21 protein-coding genes are annotated in these 19,979 nt (G+C 72.1%); 7 read left to right on the forward strand and 14 right to left on the reverse strand.

Going from position 1 to position 19,979, the window contains the following annotated elements; translation table 11 throughout:
- Positions 1-13 precede the first annotated feature (13 nt).
- Entirely contained in the window at positions 14-226 is a 213-nt protein-coding gene (locus tag ACZ4XD_RS28065) for an EF-hand domain-containing protein (protein ID WP_468046578.1), read from the forward strand.
- A 9-nt stretch (positions 227-235) separates the two neighbouring features.
- Here ACZ4XD_RS28065 and ACZ4XD_RS28070 read toward each other — a convergent pair whose 3' ends face one another.
- The gene (locus ACZ4XD_RS28070) at positions 236-1,198 is read right to left on the reverse strand and encodes a LysR family transcriptional regulator (protein WP_468046580.1); all 963 of its coding nucleotides are present in this window, start codon (positions 1,196-1,198) and stop codon (positions 236-238) included.
- A 115-nt stretch (positions 1,199-1,313) separates the two neighbouring features.
- On the opposite strand from ACZ4XD_RS28070, the gene ACZ4XD_RS28075 reads away from it, so the two are divergent.
- Entirely contained in the window at positions 1,314-1,952 is a 639-nt protein-coding gene (locus ACZ4XD_RS28075; RefSeq protein ID WP_468046582.1) for a LysE family transporter, read from the forward strand.
- 118 nt (positions 1,953-2,070) lie between these two features.
- Here ACZ4XD_RS28075 and ACZ4XD_RS28080 read toward each other — a convergent pair whose 3' ends face one another.
- The 3 genes from ACZ4XD_RS28080 to ACZ4XD_RS28090 form a co-directional block, all read right to left on the reverse strand.
- On the reverse strand, positions 2,071-2,457 hold the full coding sequence (locus tag ACZ4XD_RS28080; RefSeq protein WP_468046583.1) for a DUF6415 family natural product biosynthesis protein: 387 nt from the start codon (positions 2,455-2,457) through the stop codon (positions 2,071-2,073).
- A gap of 73 nt (positions 2,458-2,530) precedes the next feature.
- Positions 2,531-3,700, reverse strand: a complete 1,170-nt coding sequence (locus ACZ4XD_RS28085) for a helix-turn-helix domain-containing protein (protein WP_468046585.1) — start codon at positions 3,698-3,700, stop codon at positions 2,531-2,533.
- A gap of 133 nt (positions 3,701-3,833) precedes the next feature.
- A complete protein-coding gene (locus ACZ4XD_RS28090; RefSeq protein ID WP_468046587.1) occupies positions 3,834-4,268 on the reverse strand; it encodes a tautomerase family protein in 435 nt (144 codons plus the stop codon).
- 120 nt (positions 4,269-4,388) lie between these two features.
- Between ACZ4XD_RS28090 and ACZ4XD_RS28095 the strand changes: the two genes are divergently transcribed.
- A complete protein-coding gene (locus ACZ4XD_RS28095) occupies positions 4,389-5,330 on the forward strand; it encodes a LysR family transcriptional regulator (protein WP_468046588.1) in 942 nt (313 codons plus the stop codon).
- A 37-nt stretch (positions 5,331-5,367) separates the two neighbouring features.
- On the opposite strand, the gene ACZ4XD_RS28100 is transcribed toward ACZ4XD_RS28095, so the two are convergent.
- Complete coding sequence (locus ACZ4XD_RS28100; RefSeq protein WP_468046590.1) at positions 5,368-6,105, reverse strand: class I SAM-dependent methyltransferase; 738 nt, start codon at positions 6,103-6,105, stop codon at positions 5,368-5,370.
- Positions 6,106-6,194: 89 nt separating this feature from the next.
- On the opposite strand from ACZ4XD_RS28100, the gene ACZ4XD_RS28105 reads away from it, so the two are divergent.
- Positions 6,195-6,392: a hypothetical protein gene (locus ACZ4XD_RS28105; protein WP_468046592.1), complete on the forward strand. Its 198-nt coding sequence runs from the start codon at positions 6,195-6,197 to the stop codon at positions 6,390-6,392.
- A 249-nt stretch (positions 6,393-6,641) separates the two neighbouring features.
- Positions 6,642-7,118 carry a hypothetical protein gene (locus ACZ4XD_RS28110; RefSeq protein ID WP_018088483.1) on the forward strand — a complete coding sequence of 159 codons (477 nt, stop codon included), beginning with the start codon at positions 6,642-6,644 and terminating at the stop codon, positions 7,116-7,118.
- Positions 7,119-7,193: 75 nt separating this feature from the next.
- On the opposite strand, the gene ACZ4XD_RS28115 is transcribed toward ACZ4XD_RS28110, so the two are convergent.
- The 4 genes from ACZ4XD_RS28115 to ACZ4XD_RS28130 all read right to left on the reverse strand — a co-directional run bounded on the left by ACZ4XD_RS28115 (position 7,194) and on the right by ACZ4XD_RS28130 (position 10,351).
- The gene (locus tag ACZ4XD_RS28115) at positions 7,194-8,645 is read right to left on the reverse strand and encodes an amino acid permease (RefSeq protein ID WP_468046648.1); all 1,452 of its coding nucleotides are present in this window, start codon (positions 8,643-8,645) and stop codon (positions 7,194-7,196) included.
- A gap of 125 nt (positions 8,646-8,770) precedes the next feature.
- Complete coding sequence (locus ACZ4XD_RS28120; RefSeq protein ID WP_042160848.1) at positions 8,771-8,986, reverse strand: dodecin; 216 nt, start codon at positions 8,984-8,986, stop codon at positions 8,771-8,773.
- Between the two features lie 97 nt (positions 8,987-9,083).
- Entirely contained in the window at positions 9,084-9,545 is a 462-nt protein-coding gene (locus ACZ4XD_RS28125; RefSeq protein ID WP_468046594.1) for a universal stress protein, read from the reverse strand.
- Between the two features lie 104 nt (positions 9,546-9,649).
- On the reverse strand, positions 9,650-10,351 hold the full coding sequence (locus ACZ4XD_RS28130; protein WP_468046596.1) for a PAS domain-containing protein: 702 nt from the start codon (positions 10,349-10,351) through the stop codon (positions 9,650-9,652).
- 105 nt (positions 10,352-10,456) lie between these two features.
- Here ACZ4XD_RS28130 and ACZ4XD_RS28135 point away from each other — a divergent pair, with 105 nt between their 5' ends.
- On the forward strand, positions 10,457-13,645 hold the full coding sequence (locus ACZ4XD_RS28135) for a cytochrome P450 (protein ID WP_468046598.1): 3,189 nt from the start codon (positions 10,457-10,459) through the stop codon (positions 13,643-13,645).
- Positions 13,646-13,986: 341 nt separating this feature from the next.
- Here the strand turns inward: ACZ4XD_RS28135 and ACZ4XD_RS28140 are convergent, their stop codons facing one another.
- Complete coding sequence (locus ACZ4XD_RS28140; protein ID WP_468046600.1) at positions 13,987-14,550, reverse strand: DUF2165 domain-containing protein; 564 nt, start codon at positions 14,548-14,550, stop codon at positions 13,987-13,989.
- A gap of 174 nt (positions 14,551-14,724) precedes the next feature.
- Here ACZ4XD_RS28140 and ACZ4XD_RS28145 point away from each other — a divergent pair, with 174 nt between their 5' ends.
- Positions 14,725-15,759 carry a phosphatidylinositol-specific phospholipase C domain-containing protein gene (locus tag ACZ4XD_RS28145; protein ID WP_468046602.1) on the forward strand — a complete coding sequence of 345 codons (1,035 nt, stop codon included), beginning with the start codon at positions 14,725-14,727 and terminating at the stop codon, positions 15,757-15,759.
- On the opposite strand, the gene ACZ4XD_RS28150 is transcribed toward ACZ4XD_RS28145, so the two are convergent.
- The 4 genes from ACZ4XD_RS28150 to egtC all read right to left on the reverse strand — a co-directional run bounded on the left by ACZ4XD_RS28150 (position 15,731) and on the right by egtC (position 19,950).
- Complete coding sequence (locus tag ACZ4XD_RS28150; RefSeq protein ID WP_468046604.1) at positions 15,731-16,858, reverse strand: trypsin-like serine peptidase; 1,128 nt, start codon at positions 16,856-16,858, stop codon at positions 15,731-15,733. The genes ACZ4XD_RS28145 and ACZ4XD_RS28150 overlap by 29 nt on opposite strands.
- A gap of 301 nt (positions 16,859-17,159) precedes the next feature.
- The gene (locus ACZ4XD_RS28155; protein WP_468046606.1) at positions 17,160-18,089 is read right to left on the reverse strand and encodes a phosphatidylinositol-specific phospholipase C; all 930 of its coding nucleotides are present in this window, start codon (positions 18,087-18,089) and stop codon (positions 17,160-17,162) included.
- A gap of 146 nt (positions 18,090-18,235) precedes the next feature.
- A complete protein-coding gene (egtD, locus tag ACZ4XD_RS28160; protein WP_468046608.1) occupies positions 18,236-19,198 on the reverse strand; it encodes an L-histidine N(alpha)-methyltransferase in 963 nt (320 codons plus the stop codon).
- Entirely contained in the window at positions 19,195-19,950 is a 756-nt protein-coding gene (gene egtC, locus ACZ4XD_RS28165) for an ergothioneine biosynthesis protein EgtC (RefSeq protein ID WP_468046610.1), read from the reverse strand. Before egtC ends, egtD begins: the two co-directional genes overlap by 4 nt.
- Between the last annotated feature and the right edge of the window lie 29 nt (positions 19,951-19,979).

Here is a 19,979-nt window from a genome sequence, read left to right on the forward strand (position 1 = left end):
GGGGGCACCTCACATGGCAGACATGGAGAAGGCCAGGGCGGCGTTCGACCGGTTCGACGCGGACGGCGACGGCCAGGTCACGCCGGAGGAGTTCAAGCACGCGATGGCCGAGATGGGCGACCCGTTCGTCACCGGCCCGGTCGCCGAGGCGGTCATCAAGGCCAAGGACGCCGACAGCGACGGCCGGATGTCCTTCGACGAGTTCTGGCAGGCCCTCCAGGCCTGACCCGCCCGCTCACACCCCCTTCGCCTCCCGTTCGCCCGCGGCCGCGCGCAGCGCCGCCAGCCCGCGGGCGACCGGGGGCCGGCGCTCACTGCCGCGCCGCACGGCCGCCAGGAACCGCCGTACCGGGAGCGGCTTCCCGCGCAGCGGCACCCGTACGACCGGACACTGCTCCGGCACCGGCGCCAGCCTCGGTATCAGACAGATGCCGAAGCCGTGCGCGACCAGGGCGGCGACCGCGTACCAGTCCACCGCGTCATGGCGCACCCGCGGGGTGAAGCCCGCCGTGGCACAGGCGGTCAGCAGCAGCTGATGCTGATCGGCCGGATCCCCGGCGCGGATCCAGCTCTCCCCGGCCGCCTCCGCCGGCGTCACGCCCTGCGCCACCCGTCCGGCGAACCGGTGCCCGCTCGGTACCAGCAGGTCCTGCGGCTCCTCCAGAAGCGGTTGTTGGGTGAAGCGCGCATCGTCCGACGGGGGCACCTCCTCGCTCGGGCGAAGCCGAGAGCTCGGCACGGGACCGCCCGGCGCCGGAATCACCACGGCGATATCCGCCCGGCCGGCCAGCAGCAGCTCGAAACGGTTCTCGCCCGGGTCCTCGCCGATCTCCACCGCCAGCCGGGGCAACTCCTCGCGCAGCCGCGCCACCGCGGGCGCTATCACCCCGGCGATCGCCGTCGCCACCCCCGTGATCCGCAGCCGCCCGGCCACCCCGTCCGCGTACCCCGCGAGATCCGCACGTGCCTCCTCCCAGCGCACGAACAGCGCATCGGCGTGCTCGACCAGCGCCAACGCCGCCGGAGTCAGCCGCACGTTGCGGCCCACCGGCTCCAGGAGCTCCAGCCCCAGCCGGGCCGACAGCTGCCGCAGCTGCTGGGAGACCGTCGACGGGGTCAGATGCAGCGCCTCGGCGGTCGCGGTGACGGTGCCCCGCTGATGCAGGACGCGCAGGGTCTGTAACCGGGGATCGATCATGCGGGGAGAGCGTAGACGCCCACGGGCCCCGCCCCAACCGTGCGGAGATGCCACACGGTTTCCTGCGGAAACTTTCGATGGACCCACCCCATGGGACCGCCCGAAGGTGGACGGCATGACCGAGATCCTGACCGAAGCCTTTCTGCCGGGCCTGTGGGCGGGCTATGCGCTGGCTGTTCCCGTCGGCGCGCTGGCCGTACTCCTGGTGGGCGTGACCGCCCGGACCTCGTTCCGGGTCGGCGCCTCGGCGGCGCTCGGAGTGGCGACCGCCGACGGCCTCTACGCGCTGGCCGCGATGGCCGGCGGCGCCGCCCTCTCACGCGCACTCGCCCCGGTCGCGGGCCCGCTGCGCGCACTCGCCGCCCTCGTCCTGCTCGGCATGGCGCTCCGGACCGCCGTACGGGCACTGCGCCACCGCGGCAAGGAAGAAGGCCCGGAACGGGACGTCCTGGGACGCCCCGGCCGGGCCTATCTGGCCTTCCTGGGGCTGACGTTGATCAACCCCTGGGCGGTGCTCTACTTCTCGGCGCTGGTGCTGGCCGGTGGTGCGGGGGCCCTGGGCGACGGCGCCGCCGGCCCCGCAGCCTTCGTGGCGGCCGTGATCACCGCCTCCGTGAGCTGGCAGCTGTTCCTGGCCGCGGGCGGAGCCGTGCTGGGCAGGACGCTGACCGGCCCACGGGGGCGGACCGTCACCGCGCTGCTCTCCGCCGTGGTGATCTCAGCCCTTGCGGTGGGACTGCTGCTGCGCGGCTGAGACGGTGGCCACCGGGGGCGGTGCGGCAGCCGGTCGGTGAGCTGGCACCTCGCCGTGGAGGTACGTCCAGTGCCTGGCGGTGCGTCACGACAGCTTCAGGAAGACGAGCGTCACGGGCTCAGCCGTAAGAGCGGGTCGCTACGGTGTGCATGGCCAGCAGGTACTGGCAGTCGCGGGCGATGCTGCCCACCTGTGAGTGGGCTGCGAGTGTGTCGGATCGGAGCGACTGCCCGGCCCGTTCCTCGATACCGGCCAGTCGGGCGGTCACCTGGTGGGCGAGAGTGCTGTCTCGCGGCAGCCGGGCCGCGGCCGAGCGCACCAGTGGAAGGAGGAGAGCGATGTGCTTCCGCAGTTCCTCCTGTACGGCGCCGAGTTCGCCCGGCTCGGGTCTGGCGGCACCGAGACGCAGAGCCGTACGGATCGTCGCACTGATTGTCTCGGCGTCGATCGGCTGCGATTCCCCGGCCGGGAAGGCCGTCACCAGCTGTAAGCGCTCGGTTTCCATGCGTCGACCGTAGGGGTGTGTGCCCTGCCCCTCAATGGCAATTCCTCGGGGCGGAAGCCCGAAGTGCCAACGCCTACACGGGAACTGAAAGGGCATTTGCCAGCTCGCGCATCTGCGGCGTCAGCGTGCGGCGCTGCTCCATCACCTCGCCCAAGATGTCCTGTGCGTACCGCTGACTCGCCAACCACTCGGGGGCCGCAGCGTGAACGTCCGCCAGTGTGTCAACGGCCTCGCTGTGGTGGCGCATCATCACATGGGCCTTGGCTACGTCGAGCCGGTGTCGGTGATACTCCGTGGATGCCGCCTGACTGCCGTCCCTCCAGGCCATCGCCAGCACCTTGTCCGGCTGGTTGAGGACGATGTGCCGCTCGGCAGCCTTGTACCCCACCGTCGTCGGACCCCAAGTTGTCAGCCGTGTGCGGCCGCGTGGCAGCTCCCGCCCGGTCATCACCGCGACGGACCGGGCCAGCCGCATCGTGTCTTCCGCCTCGCCCTTCCGGTTGTCCCGCAGATTCGCGGCCGATGCCTGCAAGAGGAGCCAGCCCCACGCGGCCAGTTCCTCCGGTGTCGCCCTCGACAGTCGTGGCTCGGCATCGTCCGCCCACCGGGTGGCCAGCTCACGTGCCGCGCGCAGTTTGCCCTGCCTGACCAGTAGCCAACTCCACGTGGTGGCGACCGCAGAGCCCCGCAGTCGATCCGGTGCGTCGTCGAGGGCGCGTTGCAGTGCGGTCTGCGCCGCGTCGAACTGGCGGACCTGCGTCAGTACCGACCCGGCGATCTGGAGAAGGTGGGCGCGCAGGCCGCGGGCTGCCGCGGAGTCACCGAGCGCGTCGGCGTCGCGCAGCACCGGGGCCAGCAGCGTTGACAGCACGGTGAGCCGATTGCTGAAGTACGCGCGGCGTACGTCGGGGAGGAGCGCGCGCACGCCCTCCATCGTCGGCTCCTCCGTCGACGCAATGGGGGCCACCTGGACGGCGAGTTGAAGTGCGCGCCACGGTTCGGCGGTCTCGGCACGCGTCGGTTCGTCGTCGCGCTCCAGGAGGCTGCTCGTATTGACCCGTAGTGCCGACGCCAACTTGTGTGCCGTCTCTATGCGGGTGCCATCCACGGTGCCCTGTTCGAGTCGGCGGATGAGGGAGACGGATACGCCGGAGGCTGCGGCCAGTTCCTTTTGACTCAGGCCGCGGCGCTTCCGGACGGTGCGAAGACGGTCTCCGATGTGCATGTCAGCGTGCTCAGGCATGATCGCTCCGTTCTGACCTCGACACTCGGAACGGTACCCCCAGCCACGGGGGTGAGCGTCGAGACCGGCCCCTGCCGTCACTCGGCCCGGCCCGTGTCGAGGAGCTGGGTGCACCAGACGGTGGCGTGCCGGTTCAGTGTGCCGCGGGGGCAGCAGGGGAGGCGCCGGCGGCCCGCGAGTCCCCCGCCCGCCGGTAGTAGTCGAGCTGTGTCACCCCGTTGTAGCCGTAGCTCTCCGGGTGCAGTTCGTGCAGCGCGACACCGGAGCGGGGGAGTGGACCGAGGAGGTCCGTCAGCAACTCGTCGGCGGCGGCGATGAAGGCGGCCTTCTCCGCGGCGCTGTTGGTGCCCGCGGTGAGACTCGCCTCCACATGTGCGTCACGGCCGTCGGTCAGGGGCGCGCTGTCGACGTAATAGCGGCCGGGCGGCACCAGGTTGAGGTGGACGATGGTGCGCGCGCCGGACTTGCGCAGCACCGTGACCGCCAGCCGCGTCAGCCCCTCGGCGAGGGCGCGCTGGACGTCGGTGGGGAGGTCGGGGTCGGGGACGGTGACCCGGAAGTACGGCATGGCTCTCCTCGGCATCTGCTCGGGGCGTCACCGCACGGAATCGGCGGCACGGAGCCAGCCTCACCGAACCGGGCATCATGGAGCCAACGCATAGCCGTCATAGGGATATGAGGCCGACGCATGACCCTGAACCTTCCCCAGCTGCGGGCCTTTCTCGCCGTCGTCGACGCGGGCGGGTTCAGTGCGGCCGCCGCCGAGCTGGGCATGAGCCAGTCGGCGGTGTCGCACGCCGTCGCCTCCCTGGAACGCGAGTTGGCCGCGCCGCTGCTGATCCGTGCCCACCCCGTGCGGACGACCGCACTCGGTGAGCGGGTCCTGCCGCATGCCCGGATGGCTCTGTCGGCGGTCCGGTCCGTGGAGCAGATCGCAGCCGAGGCGACCGGGGCCATGACCGGAACCGTGCGGCTGGCCGCCACACCAACGGTCTGCCAGGGGCTGGTCCCCGGCCTGCTCCGGCACTGGTGCGAGGATCAGCCCCGGATCACCGTGCGGGTCTTCGAGGGCGACAGCGGCGAGGTCGCGGCCTGGCTGGAGGACGGGACGGCCGATGCCGCCGTCCTGGTCGATCCGCCCCCGGCTGCCGCCGGGAAATCCCCCCACGCCGATCACGGCATCCAGCTCGCCACGGACGAGTACCGGGCACTGCTGCCCCGGGACCACCCGCTCGCGGACGAACCCGGTGTCGACCTCCGCGACCTGGAGGACGACCCGTTCCTGATCTCACCCAACGGCTGCGAGGACCGGGTCCGTACGCTCCACCGCCGGGCCGGACTGCGTTTCGCCCCCACGCACCGGGTGCGGGATCTGGCGACGCTGATCCGCATGGTGCAGGCCGGGATCGGCGTGACCGTCCTGTCCGAGGTCTCCCGCTCGCTGATCCCCGCCGACCTGGTCCTGCTGCCGCTGAAGCCGCGGACCTCGCGCCGCCTCGTCCTGACCGGACCGCGGGCCCGCCCCTGGCACCCCGCGCTGCGCACCCTCGCGGAGTCGGCCGCCGGTCATCTGGCGCACATCGCGGCCCGGCCCGCGGAAGGGCGCCCCCTGCCCAGCGGCACCCCCTGAGCATTCGGCGACGCCCGCGCCCCACCGCCCGTGGACGTCATGCCCGGGCGTCGCGACGGAACAGGGCCGTCCAGAGGAAGTCCTCGCCGAAGTACGGGGACTCCGGCGGCTCATCGTGCATCCGGCGCAGTTCGACCTCCGTCAGGTCGGAGAAGATCCGGCGCAGCGACTCGGGGCTGTAGGCGAGGCCGCCGTGGAGGCGGGACCGGCGGTAGAACTCGGCGTCGGGGAGTTCGGATCCCATGGCGCCGGCCGCGAAGCAGGTGAGCGCGAGATGGCCGCTGGGCGCGAGCAGCCGGTCGAGAAGGGTGAGGTAGCTGATGCGGCGGTGCGGCGGCAGATGATGAAAGCAGCCGGAGTCGTGAATCAGGTCGTAGGGACCGCCGAGTTCGTCATCGGCCAGTGCGAAGGCGTCGCCGCAGTGGAACGCGATCTGAGCGCCCGCCTCCCGGGCGCGCTCCTCGGCCCAGGCGACGGCCGTCGGGGAGAGGTCGACGGCGTCCACCGCGAAGCCCAGTGAGGCGAGGTGCAGCGCATTGCGGCCCGGCCCGCAGCCCAGGTCGAGGGCCCGGCCCGGGGCGATCAGCCCGCGGTCGAGGTACGAGACCAGGTGCTCGTCCGGCTTCGCCACGAAAAACGGCACCGCCCGGTCGCGGTCCGCGTAGAAGCCGTCCCACCATCCGGCCCCCTCACTCGTCCAGCGGTCGGCGTCCGGCGCGAACAGCCCGTCCAGAAGCCTGAGTACGTCGTCCACGGTGCGGATGTTCCGGTCCATCCGGCCCCCCTTTCCCTGGCGGCGATCGTAGCGGCGGTGGGTACAAAAGCCCAGATCAGAGTGGATGTCAGGATGCTGCCACCGGCGGTGTGCGGGGGCGGGACGAGGGGGCGAAGGGTGCCACCTGCGGCATGGGGTGGGCTGGCGCTCATGCCCCCGTCGAGGGCCGGGAAGGGGGCAATTCCCGCTGCGCCGGGCCGAGTTTTCCGGCCGGTTTCCGCACGGCGGCCGGTGAGGCGCTGATGGCGGTCGGCGAGGCCCTGATGGCGGTGCGGAGTGACGGATGAGGAGGGTGTTCCGGACGCGTCATCTGCGGCCGGGAACCCCGAAAATCATGGGGGTTCTGCCTTGCTCTCTTCAGGGGCGCGTGCCTCAATGGGCAGCGATTCAGGTCGCTGAGCATCCGTCAGATCCGGGCGGTGCGTCGGCACGGGGTCCGACCGCGGCCCCCGGGTGGCTGCCTGTCGTTCCTCCCGCACCCCTCGACGGCCGGTGCCATGGACCTGCACCCCCCTCATGAAGGCGGTAACCCCCCTATGAAGCACCTCAGACCCGGCAGATTCGGCTTCCGTACGGCACTTGTCGTCGCCGTCGCCACCGCGGGCACCCTCGCGATGGCACCGGCCGCCCCCGCGGTGACCCCCGGCACCGCCACCCTCTCCTTCAACTGCGGCTTCTACGGTTCCGGTACGGGGACGCTCACCGCGACCCAGAACGGCACGGCCGCGACCATCAGCCTCTCCACCTCGGCGATCACCTCACCCATAGCCATCGGTGCGAACTCGGTGGCGTCCACCCTCACCCTCACCAAGAACGGCTCCGGGACCACCCAGTTCAGCGGCAAGGCCAACCCGGCGATCCCGGCCGGCAGCCCGGTCTCCACCGGACCGCTCAGCGGTACGGTTGCCGCGGGCGACCGCCTGGAGGCCACCTCCCTGAAGGTCGTGGTGTTCGGCATCACGGCCACCTGCCAGGCCACGTCCAAGCAGTCGCCCGGACCGTTCGTCTTCTGAGCGACGGGCGGGGGCCGGCGGACCCACGCCCGCCGGTCCCCGCCGTACGGCCACCGCCCGGTCAGCGGGCGTGGCTCACACCTTCCCCGGGCCGCCTCCCGTGCCGGAAGCCTCCTGTTCCGCCCGCGCCAGGTTCGAGCGGCGGTAGGAGTAGGCGAAGTAGATGATCATGCCGATCAGGAACCACACCGCGAACCGGACCCAGGTCTGCCACGCCAGGAACGTGATCAGCCAGATCGAGAAGCACACCCCGATCGCCGGCACCACCGGCATGCCCGGCGTACGGAACGTCCGCGGCAGGTCAGGACGCTTGTAGCGGAGCACGATCACCGCGATGCAGACCACCACGAACGCGAGCAGGATGCCGATGTTCGTCAGCTCGGCGGCCTCGCCGATCGGCAGGAAACCCGCGATGGCCGCGGAGGCGAAGCCGACGATCCAGGTCACCCGGGTCGGCACATGGTGCTTCGGGCTGGTCTTGGCGAACCACTTCGGCAGCAGACCGTCCCGGCTCATCGAGAACCACACCCGGGTCACCCCGAGCATGAAGGTGAACATGACGGTCAGAATGCCGATGATCGCGCCGACCGCGATGACATCCGCGAGGCTGCTCAGCCCCACCGACTTGAACGCCGAAGAGAAACCGCTCTCCGGGTCGATGTCCTTGTAGTTCTGCATACCCGTCAGCACCAGGCAGGCAAGGACATACAGCACCATCGAGATCGCCAGCGAATACATGATCGCCTTCGGCATATGGCGCTGGGCGTCCTTGGACTCCTCGGCCGCGGTGCTCATCGCGTCATAGCCGAAAACGGCGAAGAAGACGGTGGCCGCGCCGGTGAAGGCGCCGGTCACCCCGAACGGGAAGAACGGGTGGTAGTTCGAGGTGTTGATGTGGAAGAAGCCGACCGCGATCACCACGACGACCACCAGGACCTTCAGGCCCACCACGATGGTTTCGAAGCGTGCGGCGTTCTTGATGCCCAGGGTCAGCAGATAGGCGATCAGCAGACAGAGCACCGCGGCGAAAAGGTCCACCCGGTGCCCCGGCCCCGTTCCCGGCGCGCCCAGCATCCAGACGGGCAGATCGACGCCCATTTCGCCGAGCAGAAAGCCGAAATAGCCGGAGATCCCGATCGCGACCACCGCCACGATCGCGGTGTACTCCAGCAGCAGATCCCAGCCGATGAACCAGCCCGCCAACTCACCGAGGACCGCGTAGCCATAGGTGTAGGCCGAGCCCGCCTTCGGGATCAGCCCGGCGAATTCCGCGTAGGAAAACGCCGCCGCGGCGCTCGCGATACCCGCGATGAGAAAGGAGATCAGCACCGCCGGTCCGGCTTTCTCATTCGCGACGGTGCCGGCCAGCGTGAAGATTCCCGCGCCGATGATGCCGCCGACGCCGATGGCGGTCAGCTGCCACAGGCCGAGCGCCCGGGTGAGCTGCTGGCTCGCGGTGCCTTCCGCCTCTTCAATGTGTTCGATCGGTTTACGGCGCAATACGCCCTGTCCCGCGCGCAGGCCCATCGTCATCCCTCCGTACGCTCCGTCGTGGTCCGACGGCGGATCATCATGGACCCTCGGGAGCGACTAAGGAAGGCGACTCCCTAGTACAGCCAGGACTCGCCGGGAGACGTACACGGGAGAGGTGTTCAATCGGCGTCCTCCAGCCGGAAACCGACCTTCAGGCCGACCTGGTAATGGTCGATCTCGCCGTTGACGATATGCCCGCGGACCTGGGTGATCTCGAACCAGTCGAGATTGCGCAGAGTGTCCGAGGCGCGCTTGATGCCATTCCTGACCGCGGCGTCCATGCTCTGCTGGGACGTACCGACGATCTCGGTCACACGATAGGTGCGGTCGGTCACGGTGGTCTCCCTCGCCGGGGCGGCGCTCCGCCCGTCCACTTTCCACCGTGCCTCAGGGCACCGCACCCCACCAGCGGAGCGGCGGGCAGCCCGGGGCCTACGGCACGACGGTGACCGGCCAGCGGCCGGCCTTGACCAGCCGGACGGCGACCGAGCCCATGATGCGGTGTCCGGCGGTCTCCGAGGCGCCGACCACCACCGCATCGGCCTTCAGATCGTCGGCCATCTGCACCATGCCGTTGTACGGGTCGCCCCGCAGGGTGTGGAACTCCCAGCGCACCTGGTAGATCCCCTGGAGCCGCTCGGTCGCGCTGCGGATCTCGGCCATCAGCTCCTCGGCCACCTCGTTCGTGGCATCCACCACCGGAGCCCCCATCGCCGCACCGGCCGGCAGCACCGGCTGGACGTAGACCAGGGCGAGCTTCGAGCTCTGGCGCCTGGCCAGGCCCGCCGCGTAGGCGGCGGCGCGCCACGACGAGTCGGAGCCGTCGATACCGACCACGATGACCTTCGGGCCGTCCGTTCCGCGCTCGAACCGCGCGGCTGCGTTCTCCTCCACACCACGGAGGTTATCCGTACACACGTGCTGCCGGGCCCGCGGGCCGCGCCGCCGTCACCAGGGCCCGCCGCCCGGCCCGGCGCCCGGCCCGGCGCCCGGCCCGGTCAGGCCGGAGCCGGCGGCCAGCTGTCCGCCGACAGCACGCCCAGCACATACGCCCTGGCCACCAGTGCCGTACGGCCCTGCACCCGCCAGCGGCGGGCCAGCCGGGTGAGGTGGTAGTTCACCCCGTCGACCGTCAGCCCGAGCGCCGTACCGATCGACGCCGTGGTCGCGCCGCCCGCGGCCAGCGCCAGGATGCGGGCCTCCACCGGGCTCGCCGGGGCGCGCGGCGCCGGAGCGGGGTCGCCGACCCGCAGCAGCGCCAGCAGGGCGGGCGGGTGCACCGACGGATCGCCCACCGGATCGATCGTCAGCTCCCCTTCCCGTGCACTGCCGTCGGACCCGTCCCGCCAGCGCACCTCCACCGGATAGCGCGACCGGCGCCCCATGCGCAGCGCCTCGGTCAGCCGGTCGAGCTGTGCCTTCGCCCGGGGCTCGAAGAGATCCAGCAGATTGCGGCCGCGCAGCTGTCCCGGTGCCGCGCCCCACTGGGCGGCCATCGCCGGGTTGGCGATCAGCACCGTGCCGTCGGCCCGGCACACCGCGATCGGGGTGGGAATACGGTCCAGCAGAATCAGGAAGTAATTGCGCCAGGGGCCGTCCGCGTACGGCCCGGCCGGGTCGATCTCCGCGCGGTCACAGGACGGCTTGCCCGCGCCGTCGGCGTCGGTGCTCGGCGCACCGCCGGCAGTCCCGTTGTCCATTGCCTCTTCTCCGGTCCGCGCGCAAGGGCGAGCAGCGAAAAACCACTGCACAATCATGCAGTTGTCCGGGCGTGACCTGCGCGTGGGGGCCCGCACGCTGGAGTCATGACCGACACCATCGCGCTCCACAGCGACGAACGCGCCGCCGATGACGGCATTCCGGTGGCCGACCTCACGGACGCCGGGCTCACCCACACGCCCGTCCAGCAGTCCATGGACCTCGCCCGGATCCACGGCCCGGTCTTCAAGCGCAAGCTCGGCGAGCGGGAGACGCTGTTTCTCTCCTCGCTCGATCTGGTCACCGAGGTCGCCGACGAATCCCGCTTCAGCAAGGGTGTGTCGGTCATCCTGGAGAACGTCAGAGAGTTCGCCGGTGACGGTCTGTTCACCGCCTACAACGACGAGCCGAACTGGGCCAAGGCACACGAGGTCCTGATGCCGGCCTTCGCGCTCGGCTCGATGCGCACCTACCACCCGGCGATGCTCAAGGTCGCCCGCCGGGTCATGGCCGCCTGGGACCGGCGGGTCACCGACGGCACGCCCGTCCAGGTCGCCGAGGACATGACCCGGATGACGCTGGACACCATCGGACTGGCCGGCTTCGGCTTCGACTTCGAGTCGTTCTCCCGCGGCGAGACCCCGCACCCGTTCGTCGAGGCCATGGTGCGCTGCCTCCAATGGAGCGGGGCGAAATTCTCCCGCGACCCCGACGCCGACCACTCCGCGGCGGACGCGGCATTCCGGGCCGACGCCGACTACCTCGCGTCCGTCGTCGACGAGGTCATCGCCGCCCGCACGGCGAGCGGCGAGAACGGCGACGAGGATCTGCTCGGCCTGATGCTCGGCGCCCGCGGGCAGGAGGACGGCGCGGCGGGCGACGGACCCACCCTGGACCTCGCCAACATCCGTAACCAGGTCATCACCTTCCTGATCGCCGGGCACGAGACCACCTCGGGCGCGCTCTCCTTCGCGCTCTACCACCTGCTCAAGGACCCGCTCGCGCTGCGCATGGTCCAGCGCGAGGCCGACGAGCTGTGGGGCGACCAGGCCGACCCGGACCCCTCTTTCGAGGACATCGGACGGCTGCCGTTCACCCGGCAGGTCCTCAACGAGGCGCTGCGGCTGTGGCCCACCGCCGCCGCCTTCACCCGGCAGGCCCATGAGGACACCCTGCTCGGCGGCCGCTACCCGGTGAAGGCCGGGGAACTGGTCACCGTGCTCACCCCGATGCTGCACCGCGACCCCGCCTGGGGCGACAACCCCGAGCTGTTCGACCCCTCCCGGTTCAGCCCGGAGGCCGAGGCGGCCCGCTCCCCGCACGCGTACAAGCCCTTCGGAACCGGTGAACGCGCCTGCATCGGGCGGCAGTTCGCGCTCCACGAGGCGACCATGCTGCTCGCCCTCCTCGCCCACCGCTACCGCCTGATCGACCACGGCGACTACCGGCTGCGCATCAAGGAGACACTCACCCTCAAGCCCGACGGGTTCACCCTCACCCTGGCCGCCCGGACGCCCGCCGACCGGGCCGCGGTCCGCGCCGCGCTGGCCGTGCTCCCCGGCGCTACCGAGGGCACCGGGAGCGACGCGGCCACCGACGAGGGGCTGCCGACCCGCGTCCCCCAGGGCACCGGGCTGCTGCTGTTGCACGGCAGCAACTACGGCACCTGTCGGGAGTTCGCCGAGCGGCTCGCCGAGGAGGCCACCGGACTCGGCTTCACCGCCGATGTGGCGCCGCTGGACGCCTGCGCCGGTGCGCTGCCCGCCGACCGGCCGGTCGTCATCGTCGCCGCCTCCTACAACGGCCAGCCGACTGACGACGCGGCCGCCTTCGTCCAGTGGCTGAACACCGCACAGCACGGCGCCGCCGCTGACCTGCCGTTCGCCGTGCTCGGCGTCGGCGACCGCAACTGGGCCGCCACCTACCAGCACATACCCACCCTGATCGACGACCGGCTCGCCGCGCTCGGCGCCCACCGGCTGCTGCCGCGCGCCGAGGCCGATGCCTCCGGCGACCTCGGCGGCACCGTCAAGGAGTTCACCGCGGCGCTGCGCACCGAGCTGCTGACGCGGTACGGCGACCCGGCGACCGCCGGCGCCGGCGCGACGGCTCCGGAGGACACCGGCTACACCGTCACCGAAGTCACCGGCGGTCCGCTGGACGCCCTCGCCGCCCGCCATGACCTCGTCCCGATGACCGTCACCGAGGCGTACGACCTCACGGCCGAGGGCTGGCCGCGGCCCAAGCGCTTCCTGCGGATCGCCCTGCCGGACGGCGTCGGCTACCGCACGGCCGACCACCTCGCGGTGCTGCCGGCCAACGCCCCGGCCGCTGTCGAGCGGGCCGCCCGGGCCCTGGGCGTGGACCCGGACACCGTCCTCGCGCTGCACTCCGGCCGCCGTGCCGGACGCGACACCCTGCCGGTCGACCGGCCCCTGACGGTGCGACAGCTGCTCACCCACCACCTGGAGCTGGGCCGGCGGCCGGCGCCCGGACAGGTCGCCGTGCTCGCCGCCCACAACCCCTGCCCGCCCGAGCGGCAGGCCCTGGAGACCCTCGCCGAGGACGATCAGCGCACCCTGATCGAGCTGATCGAGGCCCACCCGGCGCTGCGCGGTGCGCTGCCCTGGCCGGTGCTGCTGGAGCTGCTGCCGCCGCTGCGCACCCGGCACTACTCGCTGTCGTCCTCGCCCGCCACCGACGCCCGGCACGCCGATCTGATGGTCTCGCTGCTGCCCGGCGGCACCGGCTCGACCTATCTGCACGGTGTGCGGCCCGGCGACACCGTATTGGCCCGCGTCCAGCCCTGCCGCGAGGCCTTCCGCCTCGACCCGGCCGACGACACCCCCGTCATCCTCGTCGCGGCCGGCACCGGCCTCGCGCCCTTCCGCGGGGCAGTCGCCGACCGCGTCGCCGCGGGCCGGCGGTCCCCGGCCCGGCTCTACTTCGGCTGTGACGACCCCACCGCCGACTTCCTGCACGCCGCGGAGTTCACCGCGGCCGAAGCCGCCGGCGCCCTCTCCGTACGCCCCGTCTTCAGCGAGCGCCCCGAAAACGGCCACCGCTTCGTCCAGCACCGGATCGCCGCCGAGGCCACCGAGGTGTGGGAGCTGCTGCAGGCCGGCGCGCGGGTGTACGTCTGCGGGGACGGCAGCCGGATGGCCCCCGGCGTACGGGCCGCCTTCCGCGAGCTGCACGGCGCACACACCGGCGCCTCCCCGCAGGAATCCGAGGCCTGGCTACGCGAACTGACCGCCTCCGGCCGCTACATCGAGGATGTGTACGCGGCGGGCTGAGGGGTTGTGCGGGGCCCGCGAGGCTCTGGTGTAGGCGGCCGTGCTGAGGCTGTGTGCGCGGGCCGGCTGAGGCTGTGTACGCGGCGGGCTGAGGGCTGCTCAGGCCCCCGCAAGGCTCTCCCCCGCCCCCTCCCCCTCCTCCCCCTTCGGGGGAGGGGGCGGGGGTGGGTTCGGGGGTGGGGGGAGGGGCACCGCGTTCGGTGCACCGCGTTCGCCGCGTACCAGGAGTCGCGCCGGGAACGGGCCGGGCGCAACGGAGGACGCCGCAGGGCGCAACGGAGGACGCCGCACGCAGCACCCCGCCTCCCCGGTGGCCGGCCGGGCCACCGCCGAGCGAGCCCCTAGGACGCTGCTCCGCCCTCCGCGGCCTCGTCGCTGCCCCGTCCGGCCGCCCCCGGGAGGTGGACGACCAGCAGGGCGATCCCGGCGAGGGTCATATTGCGGGTGGCTGCCTCCAGGCCGTTCCAGGTCTTGGACTGCCACATGGAGAACCACTCGCCACCGATGGCGAGGAAGCCCGCACCGAAGAGAAGAAGGAGCATCAGCAGGCCGACGGTGCTGACCAGCCGCGCCCGTGCGAGCCGGTCCCGGCGTCGCACGCCCCGGGCCCACAGCGCGGTGGCCACGATCAGCACCAGGGCGGCGAGCGTCTCCCAGGCGATGATGCCCAGATACGCGGCGTCCTGCCAGGTCCGTGAGGTGATGGCCCGGCCCATCAGGTCCGGGTCCTTGAAGGTGGTATCCATGGCCAGGACATGCCGGACGAACTCCTGATTCGTGCCGAAGTCAGTGATATTTCCGAACGCCACGAGGGTGATGTAGAGCGCGACGATGCCCGTGAGGGTGGCGGCCGCGAGCGGCAGTCCGGTGTGCGGTATCCGGTTGGTGGAGCTTTTGTCGGACATGGGTCCTCCCCGAGTCGGTGGTGTCGTCTGATCTTTGCTTATCCGTCAGCCACCCCGTGCGCCCCATGGGCCTCAACTCCCGTACGCTGCTCCCCGATCGACCGGGTGACCGACCGGTCGATCGGCCGTTGGGCGAGTGTCCGGACGGCCGAAGACCTAGGGGAAGCGGGGCACATGAACGGAAAGCGGTGTGTGGGAACGGTCGCCGTCGCGGCGGCGGCGGTGCTCGCGACGACCGTGCCGGCGGGCGCCGAGCCGGCCGGCGCGACATACGGCACCAGCACCTCCGTGGGCGTCCACAACGCCTATGAGAAGGACAAGTACCCCTACTTCGCGGATGCCCTGGACTCCGGCGCCGCACTGCTCGAACTCGACCTCTGGACCAACGGCTTGGGGCGGTCCTTCCGCGTCTCGCACAGCAACCCGCTGGGCAACAACAGCAACTGCGAGGGCGCCGCGAAACCCTCGGAGCTGCGCACCAAGGACCGCAATCAGGACTTCGCCGGATGCCTCGCCGATGTGCGGGCCTGGCACGACGCGCACCCCGGCCACCGTCCGATCCTGTTCAAGATCGAGATGAAGGACGGTTTCAACGCCAAGGGTGGCCGCGGCCCCGCCGAGTTCGACGCGCTGGTGCGCGAGAAGCTGGGCGACGCCGTCTACGGCCCCGGCGACCTCACCGCCGGACACGCCACCCCCGACGAGGCGGTGCGGGCCGGCGGCTGGCCCTCCCGCGCCGACCTGGCCGGCAAGTTCCTGATTGAGCTGATACCCGGCACCGTCGAGGAGAAGAACCCGTTCGACAAGCTGTGGACGGACGTGGAGTACGCCGGACACCTCAAGAACCTCGCGGCACAAGGCAAACTGGACCGCTCGACGGCCTTCCCCGCGGTGCACGGTGCCGCCCCGGGCGACCCCCGCGAGCGCTACGCGGACCCGGCGCTGCGCCCCTGGTTCGTGGTCTTCGACGGTGACGCCGCGACCTATCTGAACGGCAGCATCGACACCGCCTGGTACGACACCCGGCACTACCTGCTGATCATGACCGACGCCCACAATGTGCCGCCGGCCATCGACGGCACCCGCCCGACCGAGGCCCAGGCGCTGGCCCGGGTCCGGCAACTCGCCGCCGCCCACGCGAGCTTCGCCACCGCGGACTGGTATCCGCTGCCGTCCGTCCTCAAGACCGTGGTGCCGCGCGGGGCCTGACGCCGGACGCGGCGGCCCGGGTGCCGGCCCGCGGGGGCCGCGGTCCCGGCTGGGTGGTCGCCCGCCGGTAGAGCGCGGCCACGTCCGGGCCGAACCGGCTGCTGTACGAGACGAGGTCGTCACCGCCCTCGTCGAGACCGCCGATCACACCGATCAGCGCACCGGTCCCGGTGGCCGGATCGAGGTCGGTGAGCATCGGCCCGCCGCTGGTCCCGTTCGGGAAACCCGGGCAGCTGAAACGGAGTTGGGCCGGGCCCTGGGCGTCCGCCGTGTGCCGGCAGCTGACCGGTATGTCCCGGTCCTCGGGATAGCCGGTCAGCTGCGCCGGGCGCCCGGCCGGTGTGTCGAAGCGGATGCGTTCGGCGCCGGTGAGGTCCGCTATCCGGCCGCCGGTCCGCCCCGCCCGGCGCACCCGCAGGAACGCCACATCGTGATCGGGGTCCCGGTCGCGGATCCAGCGCGGATCGACATGGATCCGGGTGGGCACCCACAGGCCGTACGGCGCTACGCCGTCGTGCAGACCGGGCGCGAACACCAGCCGGGTCCGGAAGCCCTCGTCGTGCACACAGTGCGCCGCGGTGGCGATCAGGTCGCCGCCCGGGGACTGCACCACGCTGGCCGTGCAGTGGTGGACCGGCTTGCCCTCGTCGTCGGGGGAGAAGAGCGCGCCGATCGCCGGCGAGGGGGCCGCCGGGGCGGCCAGCAGCGGCCGGGACCGGGACAGCGGGGACGCCATGACGCTGTCGTGCCGTGCGGCGGCCACCGGCGGGCCGGGCCGCTCCTGGTAGGGCCCGGCGAGCACCGCGGCGGCGGCCTGGTCCCCGTCGGCCCGGTTCGCCACGTAGGAGCCGGTGGCGGTGTCCCCGGGGGCCAGGAACGGATCGCGGGACGGGGAACCCAGCGCCAGGACCGTGCCGCCCATGACCACGGTCAGCACCCCGAGCGCCAGGGTCACCCGCAGCGGAACGCCGTCCCGGCCGCGGCCGGTGCAGGCCGGCCCACCGGGGCCCGGGCAGACCCCGGCCGCCGGCGCCCCGGCGTCCTCGGCCGCCCCGCCGGCGCTGTCCGCCGGCACGGCCCCGCGCTCGCTCGTCTCCACCAGCCGCCGCCTCCCCGCATCAGCCGGTGACACTCCCTCGGACGCAGGGACGACACCGGATCCAGACATTTCACCCAGTCTGATGCAGGGGTGGCCGCTGTGGTTGGGTCACCCGGCCGCCTCATTCCGTACGAGCGGCGCAGAACACCGGAGAAACCCGCGGCGGGGCGCCCGGGACACCCGGAATCCGCGGGTCCGGTGGGTCGCGCGTAGAGGGCGCGGTGACGGTGCCGCCCGGCCGCCGCTCCCTAGGCCGGTCGGGTGACCCGAGGTGTCGCCGTGGCCGCCGGCCGCCGTGCCGTCAGGCCGCGCGCCGCAGCCGCCGCCCCGCGAGGTTGTGCGCGATCAGCGTCTCGGCCAGGCCGGCCTCGTTCGGGAAGTCCATCGGCACGATGCCCAGCCCGGTCCAGCCGCTCCCTTCCGAGCCCGTCAGCAACTTCTTGACCTGCGGGTTGAGGCGGTCCGCGGTGGAGCGGGGCGGGAGCAGGGCGGCGGTGCTGACGTAGTTGACGAACAGCTTGCCGGGCTGGGTGACGGCCTTGCGGAACTGGGCCTCGATCTTCGGGTACTTCCCGAACGGCTCCGCCATGTAGTCGTCCTGGATGTCGAACAGTTGCGGATCGGCGTAGCGGACGCCGCCCAGGCCCTCGGAGTCCGCCAGCAGTACGACCCGGCCGCGGGCCTGACCCAGCGTCGGCAGCCCGGCGTCCAGCCGGAACAGCGACCGGTACCCCTTGTCGTCCAGGTAGATGCCGAAGATCCGGCGGAACTCCTCCGCGGAGACCTCCGAGTACTCCTGCTTGACCCGCATCAGCACCGTCTCGGACGGGTGCGCCCGGAGGAACGCCCGGCAGGCGTTGAGCACATCGCCGAACATCAGCTCCTGGTAGAAGGCGCCGTGATGGATGGCGAAAACGTTGTCGATGGCCCGGCAGCGGACGTCCAGGAAGCGGATACCGGAGGCGAGTTGGGCGTCGACGGAGGTGTTCTGGCAGGCCACCCAGGGGCCGCCCAGCCGGGCCCCGGAGTCATGGGTGCCGGGGATCGTCAGCCGCTGGACCGGGGTCCCGTCGCCGAGCGCCGCCATCCAGTCCGCCACGGACACCGCGGAAGCCCGGCGTTCCGCGGCACCGGCCGTGAACTGCCCGCTGCCGACGCCCGCCAGCACCCCGGCGGCCGACAGTCCGGCCGCGCCCCTGAGGAATCCCCGTCGATCCAGCACCGGTCCCATGCCGCTTCCCCTGCCCGTCGAGTCTGCGTGCGTGCGCACCGGATGTCCGGTACGAACATGCGGTCGGGGCATCGAACCACATCGCGCGCGAACACGGCACCCGGCCGGCGGACCCGAGGGGCACGCCGGCCGGGAAGCGGCCGCGGTCAGACCCGGAAGGACAGCGACAGCGCGAAACGGTCCGCACTGTCCGTCCACCAGTTCTTCAACTCCAGCCCCGCAGCGGCCAGTTCGGCGCGCACGCCCTCCTGGCGGAACTTGGCCGAGACCTCGGTGCGCACCTCCTCGCCCGCCGCGAAGGTCACCGCCAGGTCCACTCCGGGAATCTTGACGGTCAGGTCCTTACGGGCCCGCAGCCGCATCTCGATCCACTCCTGCCCGGCGTTCCACAGGGCGACATGCTCGAAGTCCGCCGGGTCGAAATCGCCGCCCAGCTCGCGGTTGATGACCTCCAGGACGTTCTTGTTGAACGCGGCCGTCACGCCCTGCGGATCGTCGTAGGCGGTGACAAGGGTGGCCTCGTCCTTGACCAGGTCGGTGCCGAGCAGCAGGGCATCGCCCGGGGACAGCATCGCGTGCACGGAGTGCAGGAACGCCGAGCGCTCCTCGGGGAGCAGATTGCCGATGGTGCCGCCGAGGAAGGCGAGCAGCCGCGGGCCGGGCGTCTCGGGAAGTTCCATGCCCTGCTGGAAGTCGGCGACCAGCGCGTGCACGGTCAGCCCGGGGTGCTCGGTGAGCAGCGCCTCGCCCGCCGCGGCCAGCGCGGATTCGCTGACGTCGATGGGCAGATAGGTGTGCAACCCGGTCAGCGCGCCGAGGAGATGGCGGGTCTTGTCGGAGGAGCCGGACCCCAGCTCGACCAGCGTCCGGGCCTGGGTGGCCGCGGCGATGTGATCGGCGCGGGTGAGCAGGATCTCCCGCTCGGCCCGGGTCGGGTAGTAGTCGGGCAGCTTGGTGATGTCCTCGAACAGCTCGCTGCCACGGGCGTCGTAGAACCACTTCGGCGGCAGCTGTTTGGGGGTACGGGACAGACCCTGGGCGACATCGGCGCGCAGCGCGGCCGCGGTGGCGTCGGCAGGGAGGGTGCGGGTGATGCTGAGCGGGCTCACGTCGCGGGCTCCTTGAGCGGGGTGAGGTGGACCTCGGTCCGGGTGGCCCGCAGCAGCGTGCGGTCGGGTACCTCGGTCCAGTGGGGGGAATCGTCGTACGGTTCGGAGGCGACGACCGTGCCGCCTTCGGGAAGGGCCAGATGGCACAGCGTGTCGCCCCAGGTGGTGGCGGCGATGGTGGTGCCGTCGGTGAGCAGCAGATTGAGCCGGGAGCCGGGCGCGGCCCCGGCGACCGCCGAGACGGTACCGGCCAGCGCGTCGCCGAGCTCGTCGCCGCGCGCCAGCCGGTGCAGGACCAGCGCCCACAGGAACGCCGCGTCGCAGCGGGCCGGCAGCCGCAGCAGCTCCTCCGGCGGCAGCTCGGCGGCCAGCGGGGCGAGCGCGTCCGGCCAGCCGGCCACCGCCCCGTTGTGGCTGAACAGATAGCGGCCGGTGGCGTACGGCGCGGCCGCGGCCTCGGCGTCCGCCCCGGCCACGGTGGCGTCCCGCACGGCGGCCAGCAGCGCGCCGGTGCGCACCACCCGCGCCAGGTCGGGCAGCAGATCATCGCCCCAGATCGGGCCGGCCCGCCGGTAGCGCGCGGGCACCGGATCGCCGGGCGCGTACCAGCCGACGCCGAACCCGTCGGCGTTGACCGTGCCGTGCCGCTGGCGGCGCGGCGCCCACGACTGCCGGTAGAGGCCGTGCGGCGGGGCGAGCAGGAGCTGCCCGAAGGGCCGCTCCGGTCCCAGATAGGCAAGGTGACGGCACATCAGGCACCGTCCTCGCCGCGTGGCGGAGC

The sequence above is a fragment of the Streptomyces sp. NPDC029466 genome, from assembly GCF_055574515.1.